Genomic DNA, 20,727 nt, shown 5'->3' on the forward strand with positions numbered 1-20,727 from the left:
TCCCCTTTTTTCTTTGTTAACCCTTGAGCTGTATCAGTTTCTTCCTACCGAACATACATCTTAAACAAACGTTTATTTAACCAGTTCAGCCTAGTCAAAAAACCTGGAAATACTTCACATAACAAAGACGTACAGATAAAAGGAAATAACGATTTTGGCCGTAATAGTGAGAGTATTCCATGATGTTAAAGAAATTACTGCAAAGAAAAAGCCATGTATACACATGACTTTCATAGCATAATCACTTCTATATTCAATACAAATTAAAGTGAATTATATTTCTTTACTTTTAAAGGAATAGATATAACATATAAATCGATAGCATAAGTAATAATCAAAATCCCTTTTCCTTCATCAGCAAATTTTGCTTGCTGAAACTTTTCTGAAACTTTCCTTTTTCCCCATCTCTTTGGAAGGTATTCGAATCCTAAGAACATAATATTCATCCTCTACTTTTTCAAACAGGCATTATAATTTTAAAAACTATCTTTCTTTTTCCCATGATATTCGAAATTCTCCACCATGATCTTCCGTTTTAATTTTAACCTTATATGTATCATCCTTAGATACTTTAATGCTTTTTTTACCTTCGCCACTATTAAATTCTAGTATAGTATTATCATTTGAATCTACAACATAAGCAATTATAGTTCCTTGTTTAGTTTTATCAGTAAAAGAAAAGATCCAATTCTCCCCTTTTTTAACTTTTCTATCTTGAGTTGCAGATCCAGTAAATTTCCTATAGTCCCCCGATATACTACCAGATACGCTATCTGAAGAACCATGAACCTTACCACCAACAATCGTTCCCTCTCTTGTAAAACAACCACTAAGAACCATCAAACATAGAACAAATAATAATGTATTTTTAATAGTTTTCAACATCATTCCACCTTATTCTCACAATAAACATCCTCTATTTATATACAAAAAAATATAATTCCATTTTAAATCTTCACGCAACTCCATTTATATATCCAGTAAAAATCACCTCTGATATATATTCATGATAAAAAAACATATTATATTCAGTTGAAATATTTCCGATAGGATAATAACAAGCTACATAATCCCAAGTTTTCTTAGTTTTTGAATTCCCTTGTTTTCTACCATATATCATCAATGTTTGTTCCCATGTTTTAAACCTCACAACTGAACCAATCGGAAGTAATGTATCTTTCTCTATTTTAATTTAACTCTTTATTTAATGAAAAATTTACCTATTTTATATAAAATTAAAAAACTAATAGGAACTGTAATTAAATATATTAATGAAAAGATTATTTTTTCTTTTAAATTATATGTAGCATCAAACATTGTAAAAATAATAGTACCAAAAAAACAAATAACAAATAGAATTGTTAAAATTTTTTTCAAACTTTTTAAAGTCATACAAGATACTCCTTTTTACTTTATCTCTACGTCAACACCTGTACCCACAGGACTAGCTCCAGGTCCCCAAGGGAAATTAACTTTAAATTCACTTGAACTTACCTTTAGTGAACTACCGACTTGTCCAAGTGAGGCTGAACCAACAAGATGTAAATCATGATATCTATACCCGCTTCATATTTTGCTAAAGAGGCCTCCTCCCCAAGTTTAAATCCATTTTTATCTATTTTAGCAGCAACTTCTGCATTTGCCATACTTAAACTAGCTTCTCTTTTAGCTTCTACCCAAAAATAAGAAGCCTAATTCACAGGCTTCTTCCTCACCTATTCAAATAATCTGCAATTGTTTGAAATACGACGATATACATATTATGAATACTTTCTTCTGTATTTCCGCCATTAGATAAACCAACTGCCCATTGTTGTCCTTCACCACTTCCGATATTTGCAAACCCTTGCGTATACATCGCATTTACATCTTTTCGGGCACTGTTATACTCTATCCCTTTTGTAATAAAAATCGAATATGATTTATCTTGTAAACCGATAAAAAATACTGGTTTCTTTAGTGATGAAAATACATTTTTATATTGCTCTGTTGAGGCTTCTTGAAAGTGAGCTTTCATTATGAGAAAACCATCTACTTCCTTAGATTTCTTTTCCAGTTCCTCTAACTTCATTTCCTCAAATTTTATATTCCTAAACGTATCCTTTGGTTTTTCTCCAACAATTCCAATTACGAGTGCTCTTCCGTTATATTCTAATTTCTCTCCTTCTTTATCCTTTGCACACCCAGCACCAACTAGGCATATCAATATAAAAACTAATAAACACGATAAACGCTTCATTTAGCACCCTCCCCTTCTTTTCAGTCAAGTGACAAAAACGTAAGGTTCATTCAAGAAAATGTAAGTAAAATCGATAGCCCAAATTGCGTTTCTATATTATAATCAATTGAATTTACTTACATTACTAAACATAGGAGATTATCATGAAGAAATTTAAACTTTCATCTTTTCTTCCGTTAAGTTATATACTTCTACTCGTACTCGTAAGTCCCCTTTACGATGTATTAAATAAATCGACTGTACACGCAGTAGATGTCACAACTGTAGTAGATGATTGGATTCCATTTGTGAAAGCATTTATTATTCCTTATTTACTTTGGTTTCCTTACTTATACGGCGCACTTATTTATTACTGCTTTGCAGATCGAAAGCAATATTATGTCACTTTAAGTAGTATCATTCTTGGAAAACTTGCTTGTTTTTCCATTTATTATTTTTGGCAGACAACTGTACCACGCCCAACCGTTGTTGGATCAGACGTGTTTTCCGAACTAGTCCGCTATATTTATAGTATCGATCAACCAGTAAATTGTTTCCCAAGCATTCACGTTCTGACTACATTTGTCATTATGCTAGCTGCCTTTAAACGTAGAGAACAACATGCTTTTGAATATTACATCCTTACCTTCTTCGGTACGCTTATTATTTTATCAACGCTATTTACGAAGCAACATGCATTTGTAGACGCCATTTCTGGAATGACTCTTGCAAGCATACTTTACTTCGGCGTCCAACTTTTATTAGCAAAAGAAACAGTACGTGTTCCAGTAAAACAAAATCAAAAAATGTAAAAAGCAGACTGTGGCTTCTCAGTCTGCTTTTCTCTATATAAAAGGAGATTTTCAATTTAAGATTGCGGTACAGTCATATCACCAGAGTGAATACGACCTGCTTTTTTAAGAGCAATGTAAAGTATATAAGAAACAGCTACTGGAATGACGATATAAGTGATTACCATCGCTGGGACAACTTCCCATCCTTCGCTGGAAATTAAATTAATTGGTGCGATAAGGGAACTTAATCCAAGACCTGCAATTTCTTTTCCCGCTTCCAGTTGGAAAATTAATGCAGATACTGGACCAACTATCGCACTGGCGACAACAGTTGGGACGAGAATCATTGGGTTTTTAGTGATATTTGGCAACTGTACTTTCGGAGTACAAAGTGCTTGAGCTAATATGCCGCCTAAATTATTTTCTTTCGCTGAGATAACAGAGAATCCGATAAACTGAGCAACGCAGCCTGCAAGAGCAGCACCACCTGCAACACCGTCTAAGCTAAGTGCAATCGCTAACGCAGCTGATGAAGCTGGGGAGATAAGTAATAGTCCCCAAACTACCGCAATAACGATAGAAGCGATGAACGGGCTACCAGCTGAGCTATCTTTAATGAATGCTCCAACTGTATTTAAAACGGGAGTAATATTATGAGATAACCAAATACCGACTAAACCAGAACCTAATATTGCGGCAAATGGAACGAGCATCATATCTAACGCAGTTTTTCCGCTTAAACGTTTACCAATATATACAGCTAAAGTCGCTGTTAATAATGCTCCGATTGGCTCACCTGTTTTAATAATTAGACCTGCTTCAGTAATTGAAATGGATCCGGCACCAATCGCTCCAGCTACCATAGCCGAGAAGATTACAAGGCCATTTGCACCGAGCATAAAAGCAATTCCGGCACCAATGGCTGGTGCCATAAGTGATTTTGCAACAACTCCGATTGTAATAAGCAACGGAATATCAACAATTCTTCCTATATTTTCGATTAGTAAACCAATTCCAAGGGATACGAAAATACCTTGTGCGATTCCAGCTGATGCTTTAAATACACGAGACATTATATATTCCTTCATTTGTTTCACCTTCTCCTATAAGTTAGTAGCCAATTGTTTTCATATAATCACGTAAAATGTCATTTGATTTTGCGAATCGAGATTCTTCATCCTCTGTTAAATTTAGTTCTACAATTTCTCTTATACCATCTCTAGTAATAATAGCTGGTACTCCTGTACAAATATCATATTCACCATACTCACCATCTAAAATAGCTGATACAGCAATGACACGATGATCATCGTTAAAGATTGAGTTTGCAATATATGCTAGAGAATTTCCGATTCCGTAATAAGTAGTTCCTTTACGTTTATAAATTTCCCATCCAGCTTTCGCAGTCTTCTCAACGATTTCATCTAAATCTATTTCACCAAATTGATCTTTTTTCTCTTCTAAAATCTGCAGAATTGGTTTTCCACCAACAGTTACGTGTGACCAAGCAACCATTTGAGAATCACCATGTTCCCCTAATGAATACCCGTGAATACTACGAGGATCTACATGTAACATTTCAGATAAAATTGTTCGTAAGCGAGAAGAATCTAGTGAAGTACCAGTACCGATTACACGATTTCTAGGTAATCCAGATAATTTCCACACTTGATATGTAATAATATCAACTGGGTTCGATGCAAGTAAGAAAATACCGTCAAATCCACTTTCCATTACGCCACCAACAACACTTTCCATAATCTTCGCACTCGCTCCTAAAGTATCTAAGCGACTTTGCCCTGGCTTTGGTGCTGGTCCTGCTGTAATAATAACAATATCCATATCTTTGCAGTCTTCATAGCTTCCTGCATATACTTTTGTTCTTGTATTTGTAAAGTTAATGCAGTGTGATAAATCCATCGCTTCCCCAACTGCACGTTCATGATTTATATCAATTAATAATAGCTCTTCGCAAATGCCTTGATTCACAATGGAATATGCACAACTTGATCCAACTAATCCAGTACCGATAATTGCAATTTTTCTTGTATTTCGTTTCATAGCAATCTCTCCTAATTGATTATATAATCTATTTCTTTTGTTCTTTACACTCCTAATTATAGAGATTCCCACGATATAAACCATGGATACTTTGTGAAATATTGAGCAATGTTTTGTCCTTTTTGTGAATTGTTATATTCCATTTTCGTCATATTTGTTACAACTGGAAAAATATTTATTATGTATTTATTGACATATACAAAAAGAAAACGAGCGAATAGATTCGCTCGTTTTCTTTTTTCTGTTATTCCGCACTTAATTGGCTTTTTAATTGTTGTACAATCATCGGATTCGCAGGTGCTGCTGGCTTGTAATAACTCTTTTGCTTTGCATACTCATACATATTACGTTGACGCATCTCATCCTGATTACGAATTTGAATTAACGTTTGGTGTAACTGTTCATTATCAGACTGAGCGATATAATTTGCATAACTTGTTAAACTTGCATTTAATCCTGCTAAATAATCATTTACCATATCTTTTTCATTCATCTTTCGCTTCCTCCTATCCTAAGAAAGTCATTAATTGTTGTTTCGTATTTCGTGCATCTTGCGCATCTTTTTGTAGCATTTGTTTCAGTTGTGGATCCGTACACGTCTGTGCATACTGCTCCAACTTGTTAATAATTGTTGCATGTCCACCAATTAAATGACGTAAGTTTTCTACTTCAAGCTCTGTTAAATTTTGCATAGAATACTCCTACCTTTCTTTATTCGTTCACTGTTAGTATTTAGCTATTTTTTGATTGTATACATAAATTAACTTTTTCACGTGCATACAAAATAAAAGATGAATAGCTAAGCCATTCATCTTTTATACTGGTTATGTATTTATTTTTATAGAGATACAATCATACTTATACTCACAAGTAAGTTCCATACAATATGTAAAATAATACTAGGTATAATAGATTGTGTCTTTTTGTATAACATTGCAAATACCATTCCCATAATCGTTGCCGTAATTAGAAGACCTCCATGAAGAATTCCAAAAACGAAGGAAGAAATCATGATACTAACTAAAAAATTATATCTCTTTTCTAAAAATCGATATAAAATACCTCGAAATAGAATTTCTTCTTTAACCGGTGTAATGATAGCAACACTTAACACATATATAATACTTTGTATGCTATTTTGAAGCCCTAAACTCCCTAATTGTTCCTTTTGTTCTGCTGCACTTTCAAAACTAAATACATGTAACATTAAATATTGTGATACTGCAATGATAATAAAACCACTTAATAGATATAAATATGTCTTCCCACTCTTCAAAACGGATAAATCCCAAATAGATTTAATAAAATGAAGAACCGGTTTATAAGCTAATAAAACGATAGCAACAACAGATGCATCGAATAAGAGCAAATAATATCCTTCTAATTTAGTACTTAATGCTTCTTCTCCATAAATCCCAAAGGCTAAACCAAGGAATAATCCTCCTAGGAGTGAAATCCCTATAATCATTGCTATCATTACAAATAGATTTTTATATGTTATATTCTCTATTTTTCTTTCCGCACTATACGCTTCTAACACTGTTTTACTCACAGTATCCCTCCAGTTATTCTCATTTATATCATTAAAATCCTTTAATTTAAATATAAAGATAATATAACAAATTTTACAAAAAGAATAATATGCAATTTTACATATTATAAAAACTTTATATTTTATAGTTTTAGGAATAGAATTGCTATGCAATAATTATTATATGAAATTTCAAAAAACACTTCCTATTCACCATAAACCTCGCATCATATAAAACTTAATAGTTAAAGGAGCAATGAACATGAAAACCCACGACTTCCTTACAGAAATCCAGAAGGGCTCTGAGCCTAGTCCATATCAAGATCCTATTGCATTTATTTTCGTTTGCCTGTCCTTAGCTATATGCACATTTTTCAAACCTGCAAAATAATATCATGTAATGAGAAAAAGCCTACCGTTCTATTCAAATCATATGCACTAAAAACCTTAGAATCACTTCTAAGGTTTTTGTTTGTCTCGCTTCTTATTCACGTAATCCTTTAATAAACGTTTCCAACAATACATGTAAACTTATATCCAAATCTAACGGCAAACCAAATCCACCCTGCTGTTCAATCGATGCAAATCCATGACAAATACTTCTGAATCCACGCGTCGCATGAAGTGCATTTTCTCCTTCTAAGCCGTACTGTTGTAAAACTTGAAGACAAAGCTTTACAATTCCGTCACCTGCTCTTCTTACTTCTTCATCTCGTAAAAAAGTTGCTTCATACAGTCCAGGATGTTTACGTACGAATGTTACATACGCTTCTCCTAAAGCATGAATTGCTTCATCCATCCGTTTACCCTCGGTCGCTTCTTCCAGTCTGTTATACAGCTGTTTGATTCCGTAAATACCAAGATGTTTCCGTACATCTTGTAAGCCTTTCACATGATTGTATAGCGAGGGGGAACGTACCCCTAATGTTTGTGCTAGTGAAGCTAACGTTACTTCTTGTATTCCATTTGCATCTGCAATTTCTGCTGCTGTTTCTACAATTTTCTGTAATGTAAGTCCGATTCTCGGTGACATAAATTACCCCTCTTTTCTACTTTCTATATTCCGCTTCGCTTCCTTAATAGCAAGCTCTATGACAGCCCCTGGATCGTTTATCATTTTCCCATGCCCTGCCGCAAGCAAGGACGGCTCATATTCTCTTAACTTCTCTGCACTTTGTAATGATATTTCTTTACTCCACGTTGCCATCGCTGGAAACGGAAACCAAAATTTCATTTGTCCCGAAACAGCCGTACCTCCTCTCGTTTGGAATGCATCCCCAACAATAAGAGCTTTATTTCGTACATCAAGAAACGACATGGAGCCTGGCGTATGTCCCGGTGTCATAATCGCAAGAAGCGATCCAACTCGGTCGCCATCTTCCAATAAAACATCAGGTACCGTCTTTACTTTTTTGGGTACACCGCCTTTTATCGGTATATTCGGTTCATCCTTTTGTAACGTCGTATCTCCTTCTAACAGCTTTGCGTCCCTCTTAGAAATATAGACTGGAACATGAGGAAGCACTTCCTTTAATGCGTCTAATGCACCGATGTGATCATCATGCGCATGTGTTAATACAATATTCGTAATTGGTTTTCCTATTTTCTCAGCCGACTGTAAAATTCCTTTTGCGCTATATGGCAAAGCAGCATCAATTAAAGTTAAACCATCTTCTTCTTCTATAAAGTAACAATTCACAGGAAACACTCTTGGCAAAAATGACAATTGATATACCGTTTTTTCATGCATCATTCTCATATTCCCATCTCCCTTTTCACGAAAACTAATACTATTAGTTTCATTATACTAATGGCATTAGTTTTATGTCACTAAAAATTTCTTTTTTTTCAAAAAAAAGAACAGTAGTCGTTTATACGACTACTGTTCTTTAAAGATATTAAACTGTGTAACGCTCATCTTCTAAAATTTTCGCTGCGATTTCACGTTTCTTCGGAATTACGTTAAGTGGTGTGTGACGAGTTAATTTACGTAATGATGATAACATCATGCGTAGCATGTCGCCGTTTTCAACTGCGATAAGTGTTTCTTTCGCATCTGCTTCGATTTCGTTAAATGCTTCTTGGCAGAATACTTCAGTGTATAACACTTTTTGTTTATTCTTTTCAAGACCAGTTGTTTTAATTGCTTTTTCTGTACGAAGAACAGCTGACTCCATTGCGTATAGGTTGCTTACGATGTCAGCGATATTCACAAGAATTTCTTGTTCTTTGTCTAATGCTTTACCGTATTTTTGAGCAGCTAATCCAGCTACCATTAAGCCGATTTTCTTCGCGTTATTTACTAAATATTTTTGAAGTGCTAATGGCTCATCGCCTACTTCTTCTGGCATCATCATCATTAACTCTTCTTGTAATTTTTGTGCTTTTTGAAGAAGTGGTAATTCACCTTTCATCGCTTTACGTAAGAACGTACCTGGTACGATTAGGCGGTTAATTTCATTCGTTCCTTCGAAAATACGGTTAATACGAGAATCGCGGTACATTCTTTCAATCTCGTACTCTGCCATAAATCCGTAACCACCGTGAATTTGAACACCTTCATCTACTGTATAGTCTAGTACTTCAGAACCGAATACTTTGTTTAAAGAACACTCGATTGCATATTCAGCGATAGAAGCTGCTACTGCTTTACCGTCTTTTACTTCTTCTTCAGATAATGTGCTCATGCGACTTTCAAATAAGCCTACTGTACGATATACAGAGCTTTCAGCTGCATATGTTTTCGCTGCCATATTCGCAAGTTTCTCTTGAATTAATGGGAAGCGAGCGATTGGTTGTTTGAACTGTTGACGTTGGTTTGCATATTGTGCTGAAATTTCTACTGCACGTTTCGCAGATCCAACTGTACCAACACCTAATTTATAACGACCGATATTTAAAATGTTGAATGCGATAATATGACCTTTACCGATTTCACCAAGTAAGTTTTCTTTCGGTACTAACGCATCTTCTAAAATTAACGTACGAGTTGAAGAACATTTAATACCCATTTTCTTTTCTTCTGGGCTTGTAGATACACCAGCATAGTCTTTCTCTACGATAAATGCTGAGAAGTGCTCTCCATCGATTTTTGCATATACGATAAATACGTCAGCGAATGCAGAGTTTGTAATCCACTGTTTTTCACCATTTAATACGTAATGTGTACCTTCTGCATTTAAACGCGCCGTTGTTTTTGCACCTAATGCGTCCGATCCTGAACCTGGCTCTGTTAATGCGTATGCCGCTAATTTTTCACCAGTTGCAAGTAATGGTAAATACTTTTTCTTTTGCTCTTCGTTACCGAATAATACGATTGGTAAAGATCCGATACCTACGTGAGCACCGTGAGTAATTGCAAAGCCACCAGCGCGAGAGAATTTCTCTGCGATTAACGCTGAGCTTACTTTATCAAGACCAATTCCGCCGTACTCTTCTGGTACGTCAGCGCCTAATAAACCAAGTTCCCCAGCTTCTTTTAAAAGACGAACAGAGCGATCAAACTCATGTTGCTCTAAATATTCAAGCTCTGGAAGAACTTCATTTACGATAAAGTCCTCTGTCGTTTTTGCAATCATTTTATGCTCAGATGAAAAATCTTCTGGCGTAAACACTTGATCAATCGTAATCTCATCTACTAAAAAGCTACCGCCTTTAACCGCATTTCCTACTGTTTTTTCCATGAAAATTTCCTCCTTCATATTTTCATAAGCCGCTTCTTTCATTTCGAAAGAAGCTGGCTCTCCCGTTTATTTTTTATAAACCTTTGTTGCTTCCATTCTTTGCATTGGTGACGTCTCGTTCTGAGCGAGCCGCTTCCACTTTTTTTTAATCCAGTTCCAGCGGCTAGAATATTCGGTGGCTTCACTTCTTCCTGCGAGGCAAAGAACGCCTCTACGTCTGAAGCGCCATCCCCCTCACATTCTAAGCGAGCCGCTTCCACTTTTTTTCATAATCCAGTTCCGGTGGCTAGAACAGTCGGTCGTTTCACCCCTTCCTGTGAGGCAAAAGCGCCTCTTCGTCAGGGCTTCCAACGCCCTCCTGTTCTGAACGAGCCACCTGCACTTTTTTTATAGTAATTCAAACACTCCCGCTGCTCCCATTCCGCCGCCGATACACATTGTTACGATACCGAATTGTTCGTTGCGGCGTTTCATTTCGTGAATAAGAGATAGTGTTAGTTTTGCTCCTGTACAGCCAAGTGGATGTCCAAGTGCGATTGCACCGCCGTTTACGTTTACTTTTTCTTCATCTAAACCAAGTTCACGAATAACTTGGATCGATTGTGAAGCGAATGCTTCATTTAGTTCGAATAGGCCGATATCAGATAGCTCTAAGCCAGCTAGTTTTAATGCTTTCGGAATTGCTGCGATTGGGCCAATTCCCATTACTTCTGGTGGTACACCCGCTACTGCAAATGAACGGAATTTCGCAAGTGGCTTCATACCATCGCTCACTGCTTTTTCACGGTCCATTAATAATACAGATGCTGCACCATCACTCATTTGTGAAGAGTTACCAGCTGTTACAGAACCGCGAACGTTAAATGCTGGACGTAATTTACCTAAAATGTCTAGCGTTGTTTCTGCTCTTACACCTTCGTCTTGTGCGAAAATGATTGTTTCTTCTTGCAGTTTGTTATTTGATCCAACAGTACGTAACGTTACATCTACAGGTACTGTTTCATCAGCAAAGTTTCCTGCAGCTAATGCTTTCGCAGCACGTTGATGACTTCTTACTGCAAATGCATCTTGCTCTTCACGAGAAATTCCATATTTCACAGCAACTTGCTCTGCTGTATGTCCCATACCCATATAATATTCTGGAGCTGCTTCTACAAGGCGACTATTTGGGCGAACAACGTGTCCCATCATTGGAACTAAACTCATTGATTCCGCTCCGCCTGATAATACCGCTTCCGAGTGACCAAGCATAATGCGCTCTGCTCCGTAAGCGATACTTTGTAAACCTGAAGAACAGTAACGGTTAATTGTAATAGCTGGAACATCGTAAGAAAGTCCTGCTAATCCGCCGATATTACGAGCCATATTTAAACCTTGCTCTGCTTCTGGCATCGCACAACCGAAAATTAAATCATCGATTGGTCCTTCATAATTCGCACGCTTTAACGTTTCCTTTACTACTAACGCCCCTAGATCGTCAGGACGAACTGTTTTTAATGAACCCCTCTTTGCTTTTCCAATTGGTGTTCTTGCTCCCGCAACAATGACAGCTTCTCTCATGAACGATATCTCCCCTCGTTATTAGTTACGTAATGGCTTTCCTTTTACAAGCATGTGCTGCATTCTTGCTTGTGATTTCATCTCACTTACTAAGCTAATAAATGCTTCACGTTCTACATCTAATAAATACTGCTCATCAACTTCTGTTCCATACGGCACTTTTCCGCCCGCGATGACATATGCAAGTTTCTTCGCAATGTGAAGATCGTACTCTGAAATGTAACCAGATAAATGCATTGCTTCTGCACCAAGTGCAAGAGTTGCATATCCTGTTTCACCAACAACCGGTATCTTTTTACGAATCGGCGCTTTATAACCAGCTTCATATAAAGCAAGTGCTTTCTGTTTCGCATCGTATAGTAAGTGATCACCATTCACACTAATACCGTCTTTATCACCTAAGAAGTTATGAGAAACTGCTTCTTGTCCTGAAGTGGAAACTTTCGCCATTGCGACTGTTTCGAACACTTTATTTGCAACTTTTTGTAGATCGAACTCTACGCCATTTGCCATTTTATTTAAGTGTTTAATGTATAGCTCTTTATTACCGCCTCCGCCAGGGATTAAGCCAACACCAACTTCTACTAAGCCCATATACGTTTCACTAGAAGCTTGAATGCTCGCTGCTGGTAAGCAAACTTCTGTACCTCCGCCAAGCGTCATACCATATGGTGCTGCTACAACTGGCTTAGAAGAGTATTTAATTTTCGTCATTGCATCTTGGAAATTTTTCACAACTAACTCAATTTCAAAGTAGTTGTCGTCTTGTGCTTCCATTAAGATCATTGCTAAGTTCGCACCAACGCAGAAGTTCTTCGATTGGTTACCGATAACAAGACCTTTATAATTCTTTTCTACTTCATCAACAGCGTAGTTAATCATTTGCGTAATATCCATACCGATCGCATTGCTCTTCGAATGGAATTCTAAGCAAAGGATGCCGTCTCCTAAATCAATTAAGCTCGCTCCGCTATTTTTCTTTAATACGCCATTTTTCGCTTTTAATTGCTTAAGAGAAATTGCCTTTTTATTACGTTCGATTAGCTTATATTCGCCATTATCGTAATAGTAGCTATCTCCGTTATCATGTTTGTAGAAAGTAGTGAAACCTTTCTCTAACATTTCTTTCACCCAAGCCGGAACAACTACGCCGTTTTCTTCCATCTTTTGAACGGACTTTTCAACGCCGATGGCATCCCAAACTTCAAACGGTCCTTGCTCCCAGCCGAAGCCCCACTTCATCGCTTGGTCAATTGCAACGATATCGTCAGCAATTTCTTTATGCAGTTTTGCAGAGTATAAAAGAGTTGGTGTGATGATATTCCATAACAACTCTCCTGCGCGGTCTTTCGCGTATACAAGCGCTTTCAATTTATTCGATAAACCTTTTTCTTGTTTACTTAACTCGATCGATGCAGCTTTTAATTTTTTACGAGCTTCGTACTCCATCGTTTCTGGATTTAATTCTAAAATTTCTTTTCCTTGTTTTAAGAAGAAGCCTTGACCTGTTTTGCTTCCAAGCCATTTTTTATCAAGCATGTCATGCATGAAAGCTGGTACTTTAAATACATCGCGCTCTTCTTCTTGTACGTTTTCATATACGTTATTTGCAACGTGTACGAATGTATCTAAACCGACAACATCTAATGTACGGAATGTTGCGCTCTTCGGACGACCAATAAGTGGGCCTGTTACTGAATCAACTTCCCCAATGCTATAGCCGCGTTTTACCATCTCTTGAAGAGTTACTAATAAACCGTACGTACCGATGCGGTTTCCAATAAAGTTTGGTGTGTCTTTTGCGATAACAACGCCTTTTCCAAGAACGTCTTCGCCAAATAGTTTCATGAAGCTTAATACTTGTGGATCAGTTTCTTTCGTCGGTATTACCTCTAGAAGTTTTAAATATCGTGGTGGGTTAAAAAAGTGTGTGCCTAAGAAGTGTTTCTGGAAGTCGTCTGAACGACCTTCTGCCATTTTTTCAACTGAAATGCCTGACGTATTCGAGCTTACGATAGAACCCGGTTTACGAACAGCATCTACTTTTTCAAATAGTTTCTTTTTAATATCTAAGTTTTCAACTACTACTTCAATAATCCAATCTACATCAGCTAGACGCTCAAGGTCATCTTCTAAGTTACCTGCTTCAATCAGTGCTAAATTTCCTTTCACTGTCAGAGGAGCTGGTTTTTGCTTTAATAGTTTTTGTAGTGCCGTATTACTAAAACGATTTCTCACACTTTTATGTTCTAATGTAAGTCCCTTCGCTTCTTCTTCTTTCGTAAGCGCAGGTGGTACAATATCAAGTAATAATGTCGGAATACCAATATTAGCTAAGTGTGCCGCAATTCCTGAACCCATTACGCCTGACCCTAGAACAGCAGCCTTTTTAATTTGGAACATCCAATTCTCCCCCTATTCTTGAATGAATGCTCATTCAATTTTTCGACATAAGTCGCAATCAATGAGTGAGCCTCTACTAATAAATATATGATACTGTTTAAATTTTCGCAATATATTTATTGATAAAATTTTCTGAAATAAATATATTTCTTTTATTTGCCCATGCTATATATGTATTTTCTTCACTAAAATACACTTTCCCTTTTTATAATCTGACGAAACTGGAGGAATATATATGGCAAAACTTAAGAAGAACCCTTCAAAGGCTGGAATTAGCGCAGCAAGTGTGACAGGAAACGCTGGCCCAACTGATCAAGGCGTGGAAAAAGGACGTCAAGGTAATAATCAACAATATAAGAAGCATAATATGGGCGAAAAATAACGCTATATTTTTGGGCAGAGAACGTGGCATAATGGGTAATGGCTGCTTTTTCTGCCCAATTTATTTGTAACAAATGAGGGAATTATAATGAAACGAACAATAGTTATGATTGTAATGATTGCCACACTATTTACAGGGATGATTTTCTTCTCTTACGCACAAAGACAACAAGCTGTAAGAGCTGATCAACCTAGCATCACTGGGCAATACGGCATTACAATTGATGCAGACACAGGTGAAATTTTGTATGGGAAACGAGAAGACGAACGCTCTTATCCGGCTAGTATAGCCAAAATGATGACAACCCTTCTTTTACTAGAGAATGTAAAAGAAGATGAAGAAATTACAGTTACAGAAAACGCAATTAAAACAGAAAGCCAAAGTAAGAAAATTAAACTTCGTGCTGGGGAAAAGTTAAAACGTGATGAGGCATTAAAACTGATGCTTATCATTAGTGCAGATCCAATAGCTGAATCCATTGCAGAACATATTGCAGGATCAAAAAATGAATTTGTAAAAATGATGAATGCTAGAGCGAAGGAACTTGGTACAAAGCATGCGACTTTCAAAAACGCAAGTGGTGCTGATGCACTAGGAAACAAAGTATCACCATATGACATTGCTATAATTACGAAAGAAGCATTAAAGTACCCAGTTGTTTTAGAATATATGAATTCAACGCGTACAACTCTACATACTTCAGAACGCTCTCCAAAGATTGCAAACTATGGACGAGAAGAACTATATGACGATCCATATGCAATTGGAAGTAAAAGCGGTCTATCAGCACTCGGAAAATATACAGTCGTAACAGTGGATGAGAAAGACGGTAAACGTGTCATTAATGTTGTATTATCTTCTACTCGCAAGCAACTGTATCCTGATACGAAGAAAATGGCACATTACGCATTTCAGCAATTAAAATAACCAAGGAGTATTTTCTCCTTGGTTATTTTTTAACCATACCTTTTAATACGAATGCAACGTTTGCTGGACGCTCTGCTAGGCGACGCATAAAGTATCCATACCAGTCGTTTCCATAAGGTACGTAAACACGCATTTTGTAACCTTCTTTTACTAGCTCCAGTTGACGCTCATTACGAATACCGTATAACATCTGGAATTCAAATTGATCCCTTGGAATGTTGTGTTCTTCGGCAAGTTTTTTTGTATATTCAATAATCGCTTCGTCATGTGAAGCAATTGCAGTATAATTTCCATTTAATAAGTGCATTTTAATAATCTTTTTATAATTGTCATCTACATCTTTCTTGTCCGGGAACGCCACCTCTTCAGGTTCTTTATAAGCCCCTTTTACAAGACGTAAATTAGGATTATAAGCATTTAAGTCCTCAATATCTTTTTCGGTACGATATAGGTAAGCTTGAATAACAGTACCAATATTATCGTACTCAGACTTTAACTGTTTAAAGATATCAATTGTTTTTCCGCAGCGTGTATAATCTTCCATATCAATTGTAACGAACACACCATTTTCTTTTGCAGCTTCTAAAATGCGGCGCATATTGTTCATTACGATTTCATCAGAGATATCTAGCCCCATAGAAGTCATCTTTAAAGAAAGTTGCGAATCAAGACCTTCTCTTCCAATTGCACGGATTGCTTCAATCGATTGGTTAGCCATTTCATTTGCTTCCGCTTCATTATCAACGAATTCCCCTAAATAATCGATTGTTACGCAAAGTCCTTGCTTGTTTAATTGTTTAATAGCTGCTGTCGCTAATTCAATTGTCTCCCCTGCGACAAAGCGACCTGCACCAAAGCGTAAACCGTACTTTTTAGCCAGTTTTGTTAGCGCTTTATTTTTAGATAAGAAAAGAAACGAATTTCGCATTAATTGTTCCATGTAATTCACCCCTATGACTTAATTTATCTGTTTTTTACCCCTCTTCGAAATTATATCATTGTTTAAAATTATTGGATACAAATAATTATTTAGATAATTTATAAAATACTATAAAAACATTTAAAAACCTATATTCTCGCTTATAAATATGCCTGAAATATTTTTCGACATTTAGAAAAATAGAGTTTAATAGGCACAAAATAGGCATGCCGAAAATATTCGACATGCCTATAAAACCCTTTATATTCCATGTAAATTATATGAGGATATTAATACAGAAAACTTGAGATTATATTTACCCCAAGTTTTTTTATTGCTCATTTCTCTTCTCTTCATTCAGCCTTTTAATATGTGTAATTAACTGCACCATCTCTTCTTTCGCATCGGGATAAGTCTCATTCCAATGCTTCACTAAAGCCGGCATCGTCTTCGCTATGTAAGAATACAGCGCCCACTTCTGTACCTGTTCTTTTCTCTCTTCATTGCTCTCTCCAAGTAATAGTTCCGTGTATTTCTCTAACAACCCGTCAAATTGTTCGTTAAACTTTTCACTCATCTTATCTACCTCCTATATGAAAAAAGCAGCGAAGATCGCTGCTTTTCTTTATAATTTTGATCGAACAGAGTTTAATTTCTTCTCCATTGTGCTTACTTTATCACGACGATCATCGATACGAATTGTTGTCGCAACGCGCTGCGCACCTTTCGCATATGGAACTTCATGCATTTGTTGAATTACTTCTAGAATGACAGGAAGATCTCCTTCAATAATTGTATTCATTGGTGTTAATTGATACTTCACACGATCTGAGTTTTTCTCTAGCACCTTTTGTACTTCTGCTACATATTCACTCACACTTGGATTACCTGTTCCTACTGGAATAATCGATACGTCAACAATTGCCATAGTAGTCTTCCTCCTATACTTGCTTCTTATATATCCATTGTCTATTTTACCGAAATACGCATCATTTTACTAATTTGTTATTCCTCTATTTTAAACTGCTCAACTAATCTTTCTAAGTCTCTCATATGCTCCGTCAAGCTTTCCATCGTATGAGCTACCTTTTCTAGATGATTCACTTGTGATTCAGTTGCAGCATTTACCTCTTCCGAAACCGCTGCGCTTTCTTGACTCGTACCAGCAATTGTATGCATGACCGCTGTAATTTCTCCTTGCTCGTGACCGATGTTATGTACCTCTTCTACAATTTGTTCCACTGAAGTACTAATTGTATTTACAACTGACATAATGGTACGGAATTCCGCCTCTGCTTCTGTCGTAACATTATTTTGTATATCCGCAATGTCTTTCAATTTACTTACAACTTCTACAACTCTTCTTACCTCTACTTGTACATCACCAATCATCGTCGCAATTTCTACTGTTGCTTCTTTTGATTGTTCCGCTAATTTTCGAACCTCTTCCGCAACAACAGCAAAGCCCTTACCTTGTTCACCTGCACGTGCCGCCTCGATTGAAGCATTTAAAGCAAGTAAATTCGTTTGATCCGAAATGCCTTTTATAAGCTCTACAACATTTTGAATCGATCCAACCCTTTGCTCTAACTTTCCGGATGCTTCCTCTGTATGAACAACAATCGAAGAGGATTGGCCCCTCGTACGAACTAAATTACGCATCGTATTTAATCCTTGCTTAGATGCCTCTTCAGCTTTGCCAGCCACACCTTTTATTTCACCAACAGAGTTATTCATTTGTTCCACTGACTGCGCCATATTCTCGAGCTGCTCTGAAACTTCATCTACACTATTAGCAAGCGTAGAAGCTCCTCCGCTCACGTCATCCATTGCACCTGACACTTCTCTACTAGCTGCTACAGTCTCATTCGTTAAATAATGTAGATTACTCGTTGATTGTTGCACGGTTGATACACTATTTTTAATTTTGCTTACCATTTCATTCATTTGCTCAACCATATGATTAAAATGGTTCGTCAGCTCTCCAACTTCATCCTTACTTGTCACTTTCATTTGCAACGTTAAATCACCTTCTGCTACTTTTTGAACGTGATTCGTTAATAGTTGCAGCGGTCTTGCTAATCTTCTTGAGAACAAGTATGAGGCTACAATTCCAACGAATAAGCTAATACATGCCATTATAAGGACTGTATTTCTCGTACTATTTAATAGCCCATCAATCGTGTCCTTCGGATAAACAATCCCAATTTTCCATTTCATCTTATCAAACAGTTGACTATAGGCTACTACATCGTTCCCTCCTAATGTCGTCACTGCAAATTTTGTTTCATCTTTATTTAAACTTTTTACAAGTGATTCTTTTGAAACATCTTTTCCTACTTGCCCTGGATATACAATAGCAATATTTTTATCATTTACGATAAACATTTCTCCGCCATTATTATATTGAATATTATGGAGTAGCTTTTGGATTGTTCCTAGTGATACATCCATTGCTACTACCCCTAAAACAGAGCCATCCTGTCCGACAATAGCTTTTGAAACTCCAATACTTAACTTACCTGTCGCGATTTCATATTGTGGTTGCCCCCAAATAATCGATTTTGTATCAGATTCTGATGCTTTATACCACTGACGACTCGTTGGATCATACCCTTCTGGTACTTTTCCTCCGTCAGCAAGATTTGCACTCAACGTTTTTTTATCTTTCGTTCCAATGTATACGTCTAAAATGTCAGGATGGTTCTTTTTAAATCTTGAAAACTCTTTTAAAATAAAGCTCTCTTCTTCTGGAGTCACTCCATCTTGTAACATGTTTTGAATATCATCATGACTTCCATAATGCCCCATATCCTCTTCAATTCGCTGCATAAATGCAGTTAACTGCTCTGTCACAAGATCCATCGTATTTTGAGAATACTGGTCTAAGGAGCTCACTTCCTTCTCTTTCTGTAATTGATACATAGCTGTACCTAAAATTACGAACATCATTGAAATAAGTACTGAAAATACTACTGCAATTTTTAAACGTAAACTTCTCAACATCTTCCCCAACGCATCCCCTTCTCGTTGTATTGTAATCATATTAATCACTATATTAAGTATAATGGATAAAATTAAAAAATTGAAATTAATTCTCAACTCAATCCCATTAGAAACCTACTACCACTTGTGTAAAAACAAATAGTTCATTATCCTTAAACTATATAATCTCATTCGTTCGGAGGTAACTATGTTACAAAAATTCGGTTTCTCACAATATGAAAGCCAAGCTTATGAAGTTGTCGTATCAAGCAACGAACCATTAGATGCTACAACGATTGTGAAGCATTCTGGTGTGCCAAAAGCCAAAATATATGAAGTGCTAGCACGCCTGATCGATAAAGGAATGGTAATGGATTCTGTTTCAGAAAAGAAAAAGCTGTACACAGCATTACCACTCAAACTAGCAATTGAAAAATTAACGACAGAATTCCAATCTAATATTAAAGAATTAGAGACAACTATATCAAAAAAATCATTTACAGATGACCGTGTGTGGAGCTTAAAAATGCAATCTTCTATTCGCGTTCAAAGTAAAGAGCTCATCGAAAGCGCAAAAGAATCGATTCGCATTTCAGCTTGGAACGATACTCTTTTAGAATATCTTCCGTTACTAGAAGAAAAAGCAAAACAAGCCGTCCAAATTGAATCTCTTATAGTTGGAGAAGTAGAAACGAATTTAGAAAACATGCATTTTCTAATTCCAGCTGAAGAACCTAACGCATTAGAGCGCTATTTACTACTCATCGTTGACGACCGCGAAATTTTATTTGCTGGTGTAGAGCAAGAGTCATGGCAAGCAATGAAAACAATGTCACAACCTTTCGTAAAGTTCTTTACAGAATTTTTCTATCACGACGTTGCACTTGCAAAGATTACCCAGAAACACCATGATCTCTTTATGGAAGATGAGGAAATTAAGAGTTTGTTGATGAAGTTGAGATATTAAAAAAACGCCTCTATTACAAGGCGTTTTTTTTCTACATTTCTTTTCTATTTTTCATCCTTAACACATAAGCACCAGCAATAATAAAAACAAGTCCTAAAACGGATAAAACCGTAAATTCATTGCCGACGCCGCCTGTAGCTGGTAATCGCACTTCATTATGAGTACTAGGTTGTTGCATCGGCTTCACATCAGCGGAAGGTTTCACTTCTCCATTCGATGTTGGCTTATTTGGCTTAGAAGGAAGCGATGCCTTTTCTTCTTCCTTATTTTTCACAATATGTTTAATAATTTCTCCAT

Annotated in this window: 25 protein-coding genes; 4 read left to right on the plus strand and 21 right to left on the minus strand. The window is 36.5% G+C overall.

Annotated elements, in window-relative coordinates; translation table 11 throughout:
- Positions 1 to 263: 263 nt before the first annotated feature.
- From MR079_RS22710 to MR079_RS22735, 6 genes are all read right to left on the minus strand, one after another.
- On the minus strand, positions 264 to 437 hold the full coding sequence (locus tag MR079_RS22710; protein WP_167496967.1) for a hypothetical protein: 174 nt from the start codon (positions 435 to 437) through the stop codon (positions 264 to 266).
- 46 nt (positions 438 to 483) lie between these two features.
- A complete protein-coding gene (locus MR079_RS22715) occupies positions 484 to 885 on the minus strand; it encodes a hypothetical protein (protein ID WP_139868233.1) in 402 nt (133 codons plus the stop codon).
- A gap of 70 nt (positions 886 to 955) precedes the next feature.
- Positions 956 to 1,192, minus strand: coding sequence for a DUF4176 domain-containing protein (locus tag MR079_RS29245; protein WP_139868638.1), 237 nt, complete (start codon positions 1,190 to 1,192; stop codon positions 956 to 958).
- 8 nt (positions 1,193 to 1,200) lie between these two features.
- Positions 1,201 to 1,392, minus strand: a complete 192-nt coding sequence (locus MR079_RS22725) for a hypothetical protein (RefSeq protein WP_139868235.1) — start codon at positions 1,390 to 1,392, stop codon at positions 1,201 to 1,203.
- A 104-nt stretch (positions 1,393 to 1,496) separates the two neighbouring features.
- Positions 1,497 to 1,646: a hypothetical protein gene (locus MR079_RS22730; RefSeq protein ID WP_240795805.1), complete on the minus strand. Its 150-nt coding sequence runs from the start codon at positions 1,644 to 1,646 to the stop codon at positions 1,497 to 1,499.
- A 65-nt stretch (positions 1,647 to 1,711) separates the two neighbouring features.
- Complete coding sequence (locus MR079_RS22735) at positions 1,712 to 2,239, minus strand: hypothetical protein (RefSeq protein WP_139868237.1); 528 nt, start codon at positions 2,237 to 2,239, stop codon at positions 1,712 to 1,714.
- A 143-nt stretch (positions 2,240 to 2,382) separates the two neighbouring features.
- Here MR079_RS22735 and MR079_RS22740 point away from each other — a divergent pair, with 143 nt between their 5' ends.
- A complete protein-coding gene (locus MR079_RS22740) occupies positions 2,383 to 3,030 on the plus strand; it encodes a phosphatase PAP2 family protein (protein WP_000713765.1) in 648 nt (215 codons plus the stop codon).
- A gap of 56 nt (positions 3,031 to 3,086) precedes the next feature.
- On the opposite strand, the gene MR079_RS22745 is transcribed toward MR079_RS22740, so the two are convergent.
- From MR079_RS22745 to MR079_RS22790, 10 genes are all read right to left on the minus strand, one after another.
- On the minus strand, positions 3,087 to 4,100 hold the full coding sequence (locus MR079_RS22745) for a PTS sugar transporter subunit IIC (protein ID WP_000666177.1): 1,014 nt from the start codon (positions 4,098 to 4,100) through the stop codon (positions 3,087 to 3,089).
- Positions 4,101 to 4,122: 22 nt separating this feature from the next.
- Positions 4,123 to 5,073: an L-lactate dehydrogenase gene (locus MR079_RS22750; protein ID WP_406846487.1), complete on the minus strand. Its 951-nt coding sequence runs from the start codon at positions 5,071 to 5,073 to the stop codon at positions 4,123 to 4,125.
- Between the two features lie 244 nt (positions 5,074 to 5,317).
- The gene (locus MR079_RS22755; RefSeq protein ID WP_001002987.1) at positions 5,318 to 5,566 is read right to left on the minus strand and encodes a spore coat protein; all 249 of its coding nucleotides are present in this window, start codon (positions 5,564 to 5,566) and stop codon (positions 5,318 to 5,320) included.
- 13 nt (positions 5,567 to 5,579) lie between these two features.
- A complete protein-coding gene (locus MR079_RS22760; protein WP_001180555.1) occupies positions 5,580 to 5,765 on the minus strand; it encodes a hypothetical protein in 186 nt (61 codons plus the stop codon).
- A 146-nt stretch (positions 5,766 to 5,911) separates the two neighbouring features.
- Complete coding sequence (locus tag MR079_RS22765; protein ID WP_139868239.1) at positions 5,912 to 6,625, minus strand: CPBP family intramembrane glutamic endopeptidase; 714 nt, start codon at positions 6,623 to 6,625, stop codon at positions 5,912 to 5,914.
- A gap of 463 nt (positions 6,626 to 7,088) precedes the next feature.
- Positions 7,089 to 7,637: a TetR/AcrR family transcriptional regulator gene (locus MR079_RS22770; protein WP_139868241.1), complete on the minus strand. Its 549-nt coding sequence runs from the start codon at positions 7,635 to 7,637 to the stop codon at positions 7,089 to 7,091.
- Positions 7,638 to 7,640: 3 nt separating this feature from the next.
- Entirely contained in the window at positions 7,641 to 8,363 is a 723-nt protein-coding gene (locus MR079_RS22775) for an MBL fold metallo-hydrolase (RefSeq protein WP_139868243.1), read from the minus strand.
- Between the two features lie 139 nt (positions 8,364 to 8,502).
- On the minus strand, positions 8,503 to 10,287 hold the full coding sequence (locus MR079_RS22780) for an acyl-CoA dehydrogenase family protein (protein WP_000416278.1): 1,785 nt from the start codon (positions 10,285 to 10,287) through the stop codon (positions 8,503 to 8,505).
- A 387-nt stretch (positions 10,288 to 10,674) separates the two neighbouring features.
- Positions 10,675 to 11,847 (minus strand): acetyl-CoA C-acetyltransferase, encoded by a 1,173-nt coding sequence (locus MR079_RS22785; RefSeq protein WP_044791031.1) that lies wholly within the window; start codon positions 11,845 to 11,847, stop codon positions 10,675 to 10,677.
- 21 nt (positions 11,848 to 11,868) lie between these two features.
- Entirely contained in the window at positions 11,869 to 14,250 is a 2,382-nt protein-coding gene (locus tag MR079_RS22790; protein WP_139868247.1) for a 3-hydroxyacyl-CoA dehydrogenase/enoyl-CoA hydratase family protein, read from the minus strand.
- Between the two features lie 235 nt (positions 14,251 to 14,485).
- On the opposite strand from MR079_RS22790, the gene MR079_RS22795 reads away from it, so the two are divergent.
- Both MR079_RS22795 and MR079_RS22800 read left to right on the plus strand, forming a co-directional pair.
- Complete coding sequence (locus MR079_RS22795; RefSeq protein WP_236803902.1) at positions 14,486 to 14,632, plus strand: YuzL family protein; 147 nt, start codon at positions 14,486 to 14,488, stop codon at positions 14,630 to 14,632.
- Positions 14,633 to 14,719: 87 nt separating this feature from the next.
- Positions 14,720 to 15,559, plus strand: coding sequence for a D-alanyl-D-alanine carboxypeptidase family protein (locus MR079_RS22800; protein ID WP_000831472.1), 840 nt, complete (start codon positions 14,720 to 14,722; stop codon positions 15,557 to 15,559).
- 22 nt (positions 15,560 to 15,581) lie between these two features.
- Here the strand turns inward: MR079_RS22800 and MR079_RS22805 are convergent, their stop codons facing one another.
- The 4 genes from MR079_RS22805 to MR079_RS22820 form a co-directional block, all read right to left on the minus strand.
- Positions 15,582 to 16,499, minus strand: coding sequence for a proline dehydrogenase family protein (locus tag MR079_RS22805; protein ID WP_000436772.1), 918 nt, complete (start codon positions 16,497 to 16,499; stop codon positions 15,582 to 15,584).
- 310 nt (positions 16,500 to 16,809) lie between these two features.
- The gene (locus MR079_RS22810; RefSeq protein ID WP_001290596.1) at positions 16,810 to 17,055 is read right to left on the minus strand and encodes a YusU family protein; all 246 of its coding nucleotides are present in this window, start codon (positions 17,053 to 17,055) and stop codon (positions 16,810 to 16,812) included.
- Between the two features lie 48 nt (positions 17,056 to 17,103).
- Positions 17,104 to 17,406: an MTH1187 family thiamine-binding protein gene (locus MR079_RS22815; RefSeq protein WP_001018866.1), complete on the minus strand. Its 303-nt coding sequence runs from the start codon at positions 17,404 to 17,406 to the stop codon at positions 17,104 to 17,106.
- A 77-nt stretch (positions 17,407 to 17,483) separates the two neighbouring features.
- On the minus strand, positions 17,484 to 19,484 hold the full coding sequence (locus tag MR079_RS22820) for a methyl-accepting chemotaxis protein (protein WP_139868640.1): 2,001 nt from the start codon (positions 19,482 to 19,484) through the stop codon (positions 17,484 to 17,486).
- A gap of 187 nt (positions 19,485 to 19,671) precedes the next feature.
- Here MR079_RS22820 and MR079_RS22825 point away from each other — a divergent pair, with 187 nt between their 5' ends.
- Positions 19,672 to 20,430, plus strand: coding sequence for a TrmB family transcriptional regulator (locus MR079_RS22825; RefSeq protein WP_016718846.1), 759 nt, complete (start codon positions 19,672 to 19,674; stop codon positions 20,428 to 20,430).
- 31 nt (positions 20,431 to 20,461) lie between these two features.
- Here the strand turns inward: MR079_RS22825 and MR079_RS22830 are convergent.
- The coding region (locus MR079_RS22830) for an LPXTG cell wall anchor domain-containing protein (protein WP_242294689.1) at positions 20,462 to 20,727 on the minus strand (266 nt) is incomplete at its 5' end.

Source organism: Bacillus cereus group sp. BfR-BA-01381, assembly GCF_022663555.1.
GTDB lineage: Bacteria > Bacillota > Bacilli > Bacillales > Bacillaceae_G > Bacillus_A > Bacillus_A pacificus.

Excerpts from the sequence above, each read along its gene's own strand:
- MR079_RS22710 (WP_167496967.1), bottom strand. The coding sequence starts at position 437 with ATGTTCTTAGGATTCGAATACCTTCCAAAGAGATGGGGAAAAAGGAAA.
- MR079_RS22715 (WP_139868233.1), bottom strand. The coding sequence starts at position 885 with ATGTTGAAAACTATTAAAAATACATTATTATTTGTTCTATGTTTGATG.
- MR079_RS22725 (WP_139868235.1), bottom strand. The coding sequence starts at position 1,392 with ATGACTTTAAAAAGTTTGAAAAAAATTTTAACAATTCTATTTGTTATT.
- MR079_RS22730 (WP_240795805.1), bottom strand. The coding sequence starts at position 1,646 with ATGGCAAATGCAGAAGTTGCTGCTAAAATAGATAAAAATGGATTTAAA.
- MR079_RS22735 (WP_139868237.1), bottom strand. The coding sequence starts at position 2,239 with ATGAAGCGTTTATCGTGTTTATTAGTTTTTATATTGATATGCCTAGTT.
- MR079_RS22740 (WP_000713765.1), top strand. The coding sequence starts at position 2,383 with ATGAAGAAATTTAAACTTTCATCTTTTCTTCCGTTAAGTTATATACTT.
- MR079_RS22745 (WP_000666177.1), bottom strand. The coding sequence starts at position 4,100 with ATGAAGGAATATATAATGTCTCGTGTATTTAAAGCATCAGCTGGAATC.
- MR079_RS22750 (WP_406846487.1), bottom strand. The coding sequence starts at position 5,073 with ATGAAACGAAATACAAGAAAAATTGCAATTATCGGTACTGGATTAGTT.
- MR079_RS22755 (WP_001002987.1), bottom strand. The coding sequence starts at position 5,566 with ATGAATGAAAAAGATATGGTAAATGATTATTTAGCAGGATTAAATGCA.
- MR079_RS22760 (WP_001180555.1), bottom strand. The coding sequence starts at position 5,765 with ATGCAAAATTTAACAGAGCTTGAAGTAGAAAACTTACGTCATTTAATT.
- MR079_RS22770 (WP_139868241.1), bottom strand. The coding sequence starts at position 7,637 with ATGTCACCGAGAATCGGACTTACATTACAGAAAATTGTAGAAACAGCA.
- MR079_RS22775 (WP_139868243.1), bottom strand. The coding sequence starts at position 8,363 with ATGAGAATGATGCATGAAAAAACGGTATATCAATTGTCATTTTTGCCA.
- MR079_RS22780 (WP_000416278.1), bottom strand. The coding sequence starts at position 10,287 with ATGGAAAAAACAGTAGGAAATGCGGTTAAAGGCGGTAGCTTTTTAGTA.
- MR079_RS22785 (WP_044791031.1), bottom strand. The coding sequence starts at position 11,847 with ATGAGAGAAGCTGTCATTGTTGCGGGAGCAAGAACACCAATTGGAAAA.
- MR079_RS22790 (WP_139868247.1), bottom strand. The coding sequence starts at position 14,250 with ATGTTCCAAATTAAAAAGGCTGCTGTTCTAGGGTCAGGCGTAATGGGT.
- MR079_RS22795 (WP_236803902.1), top strand. The coding sequence starts at position 14,486 with ATGGCAAAACTTAAGAAGAACCCTTCAAAGGCTGGAATTAGCGCAGCA.
- MR079_RS22800 (WP_000831472.1), top strand. The coding sequence starts at position 14,720 with ATGAAACGAACAATAGTTATGATTGTAATGATTGCCACACTATTTACA.
- MR079_RS22805 (WP_000436772.1), bottom strand. The coding sequence starts at position 16,499 with ATGGAACAATTAATGCGAAATTCGTTTCTTTTCTTATCTAAAAATAAA.
- MR079_RS22810 (WP_001290596.1), bottom strand. The coding sequence starts at position 17,055 with ATGAGTGAAAAGTTTAACGAACAATTTGACGGGTTGTTAGAGAAATAC.
- MR079_RS22815 (WP_001018866.1), bottom strand. The coding sequence starts at position 17,406 with ATGGCAATTGTTGACGTATCGATTATTCCAGTAGGAACAGGTAATCCA.
- MR079_RS22820 (WP_139868640.1), bottom strand. The coding sequence starts at position 19,484 with ATGTTGAGAAGTTTACGTTTAAAAATTGCAGTAGTATTTTCAGTACTT.
- MR079_RS22825 (WP_016718846.1), top strand. The coding sequence starts at position 19,672 with ATGTTACAAAAATTCGGTTTCTCACAATATGAAAGCCAAGCTTATGAA.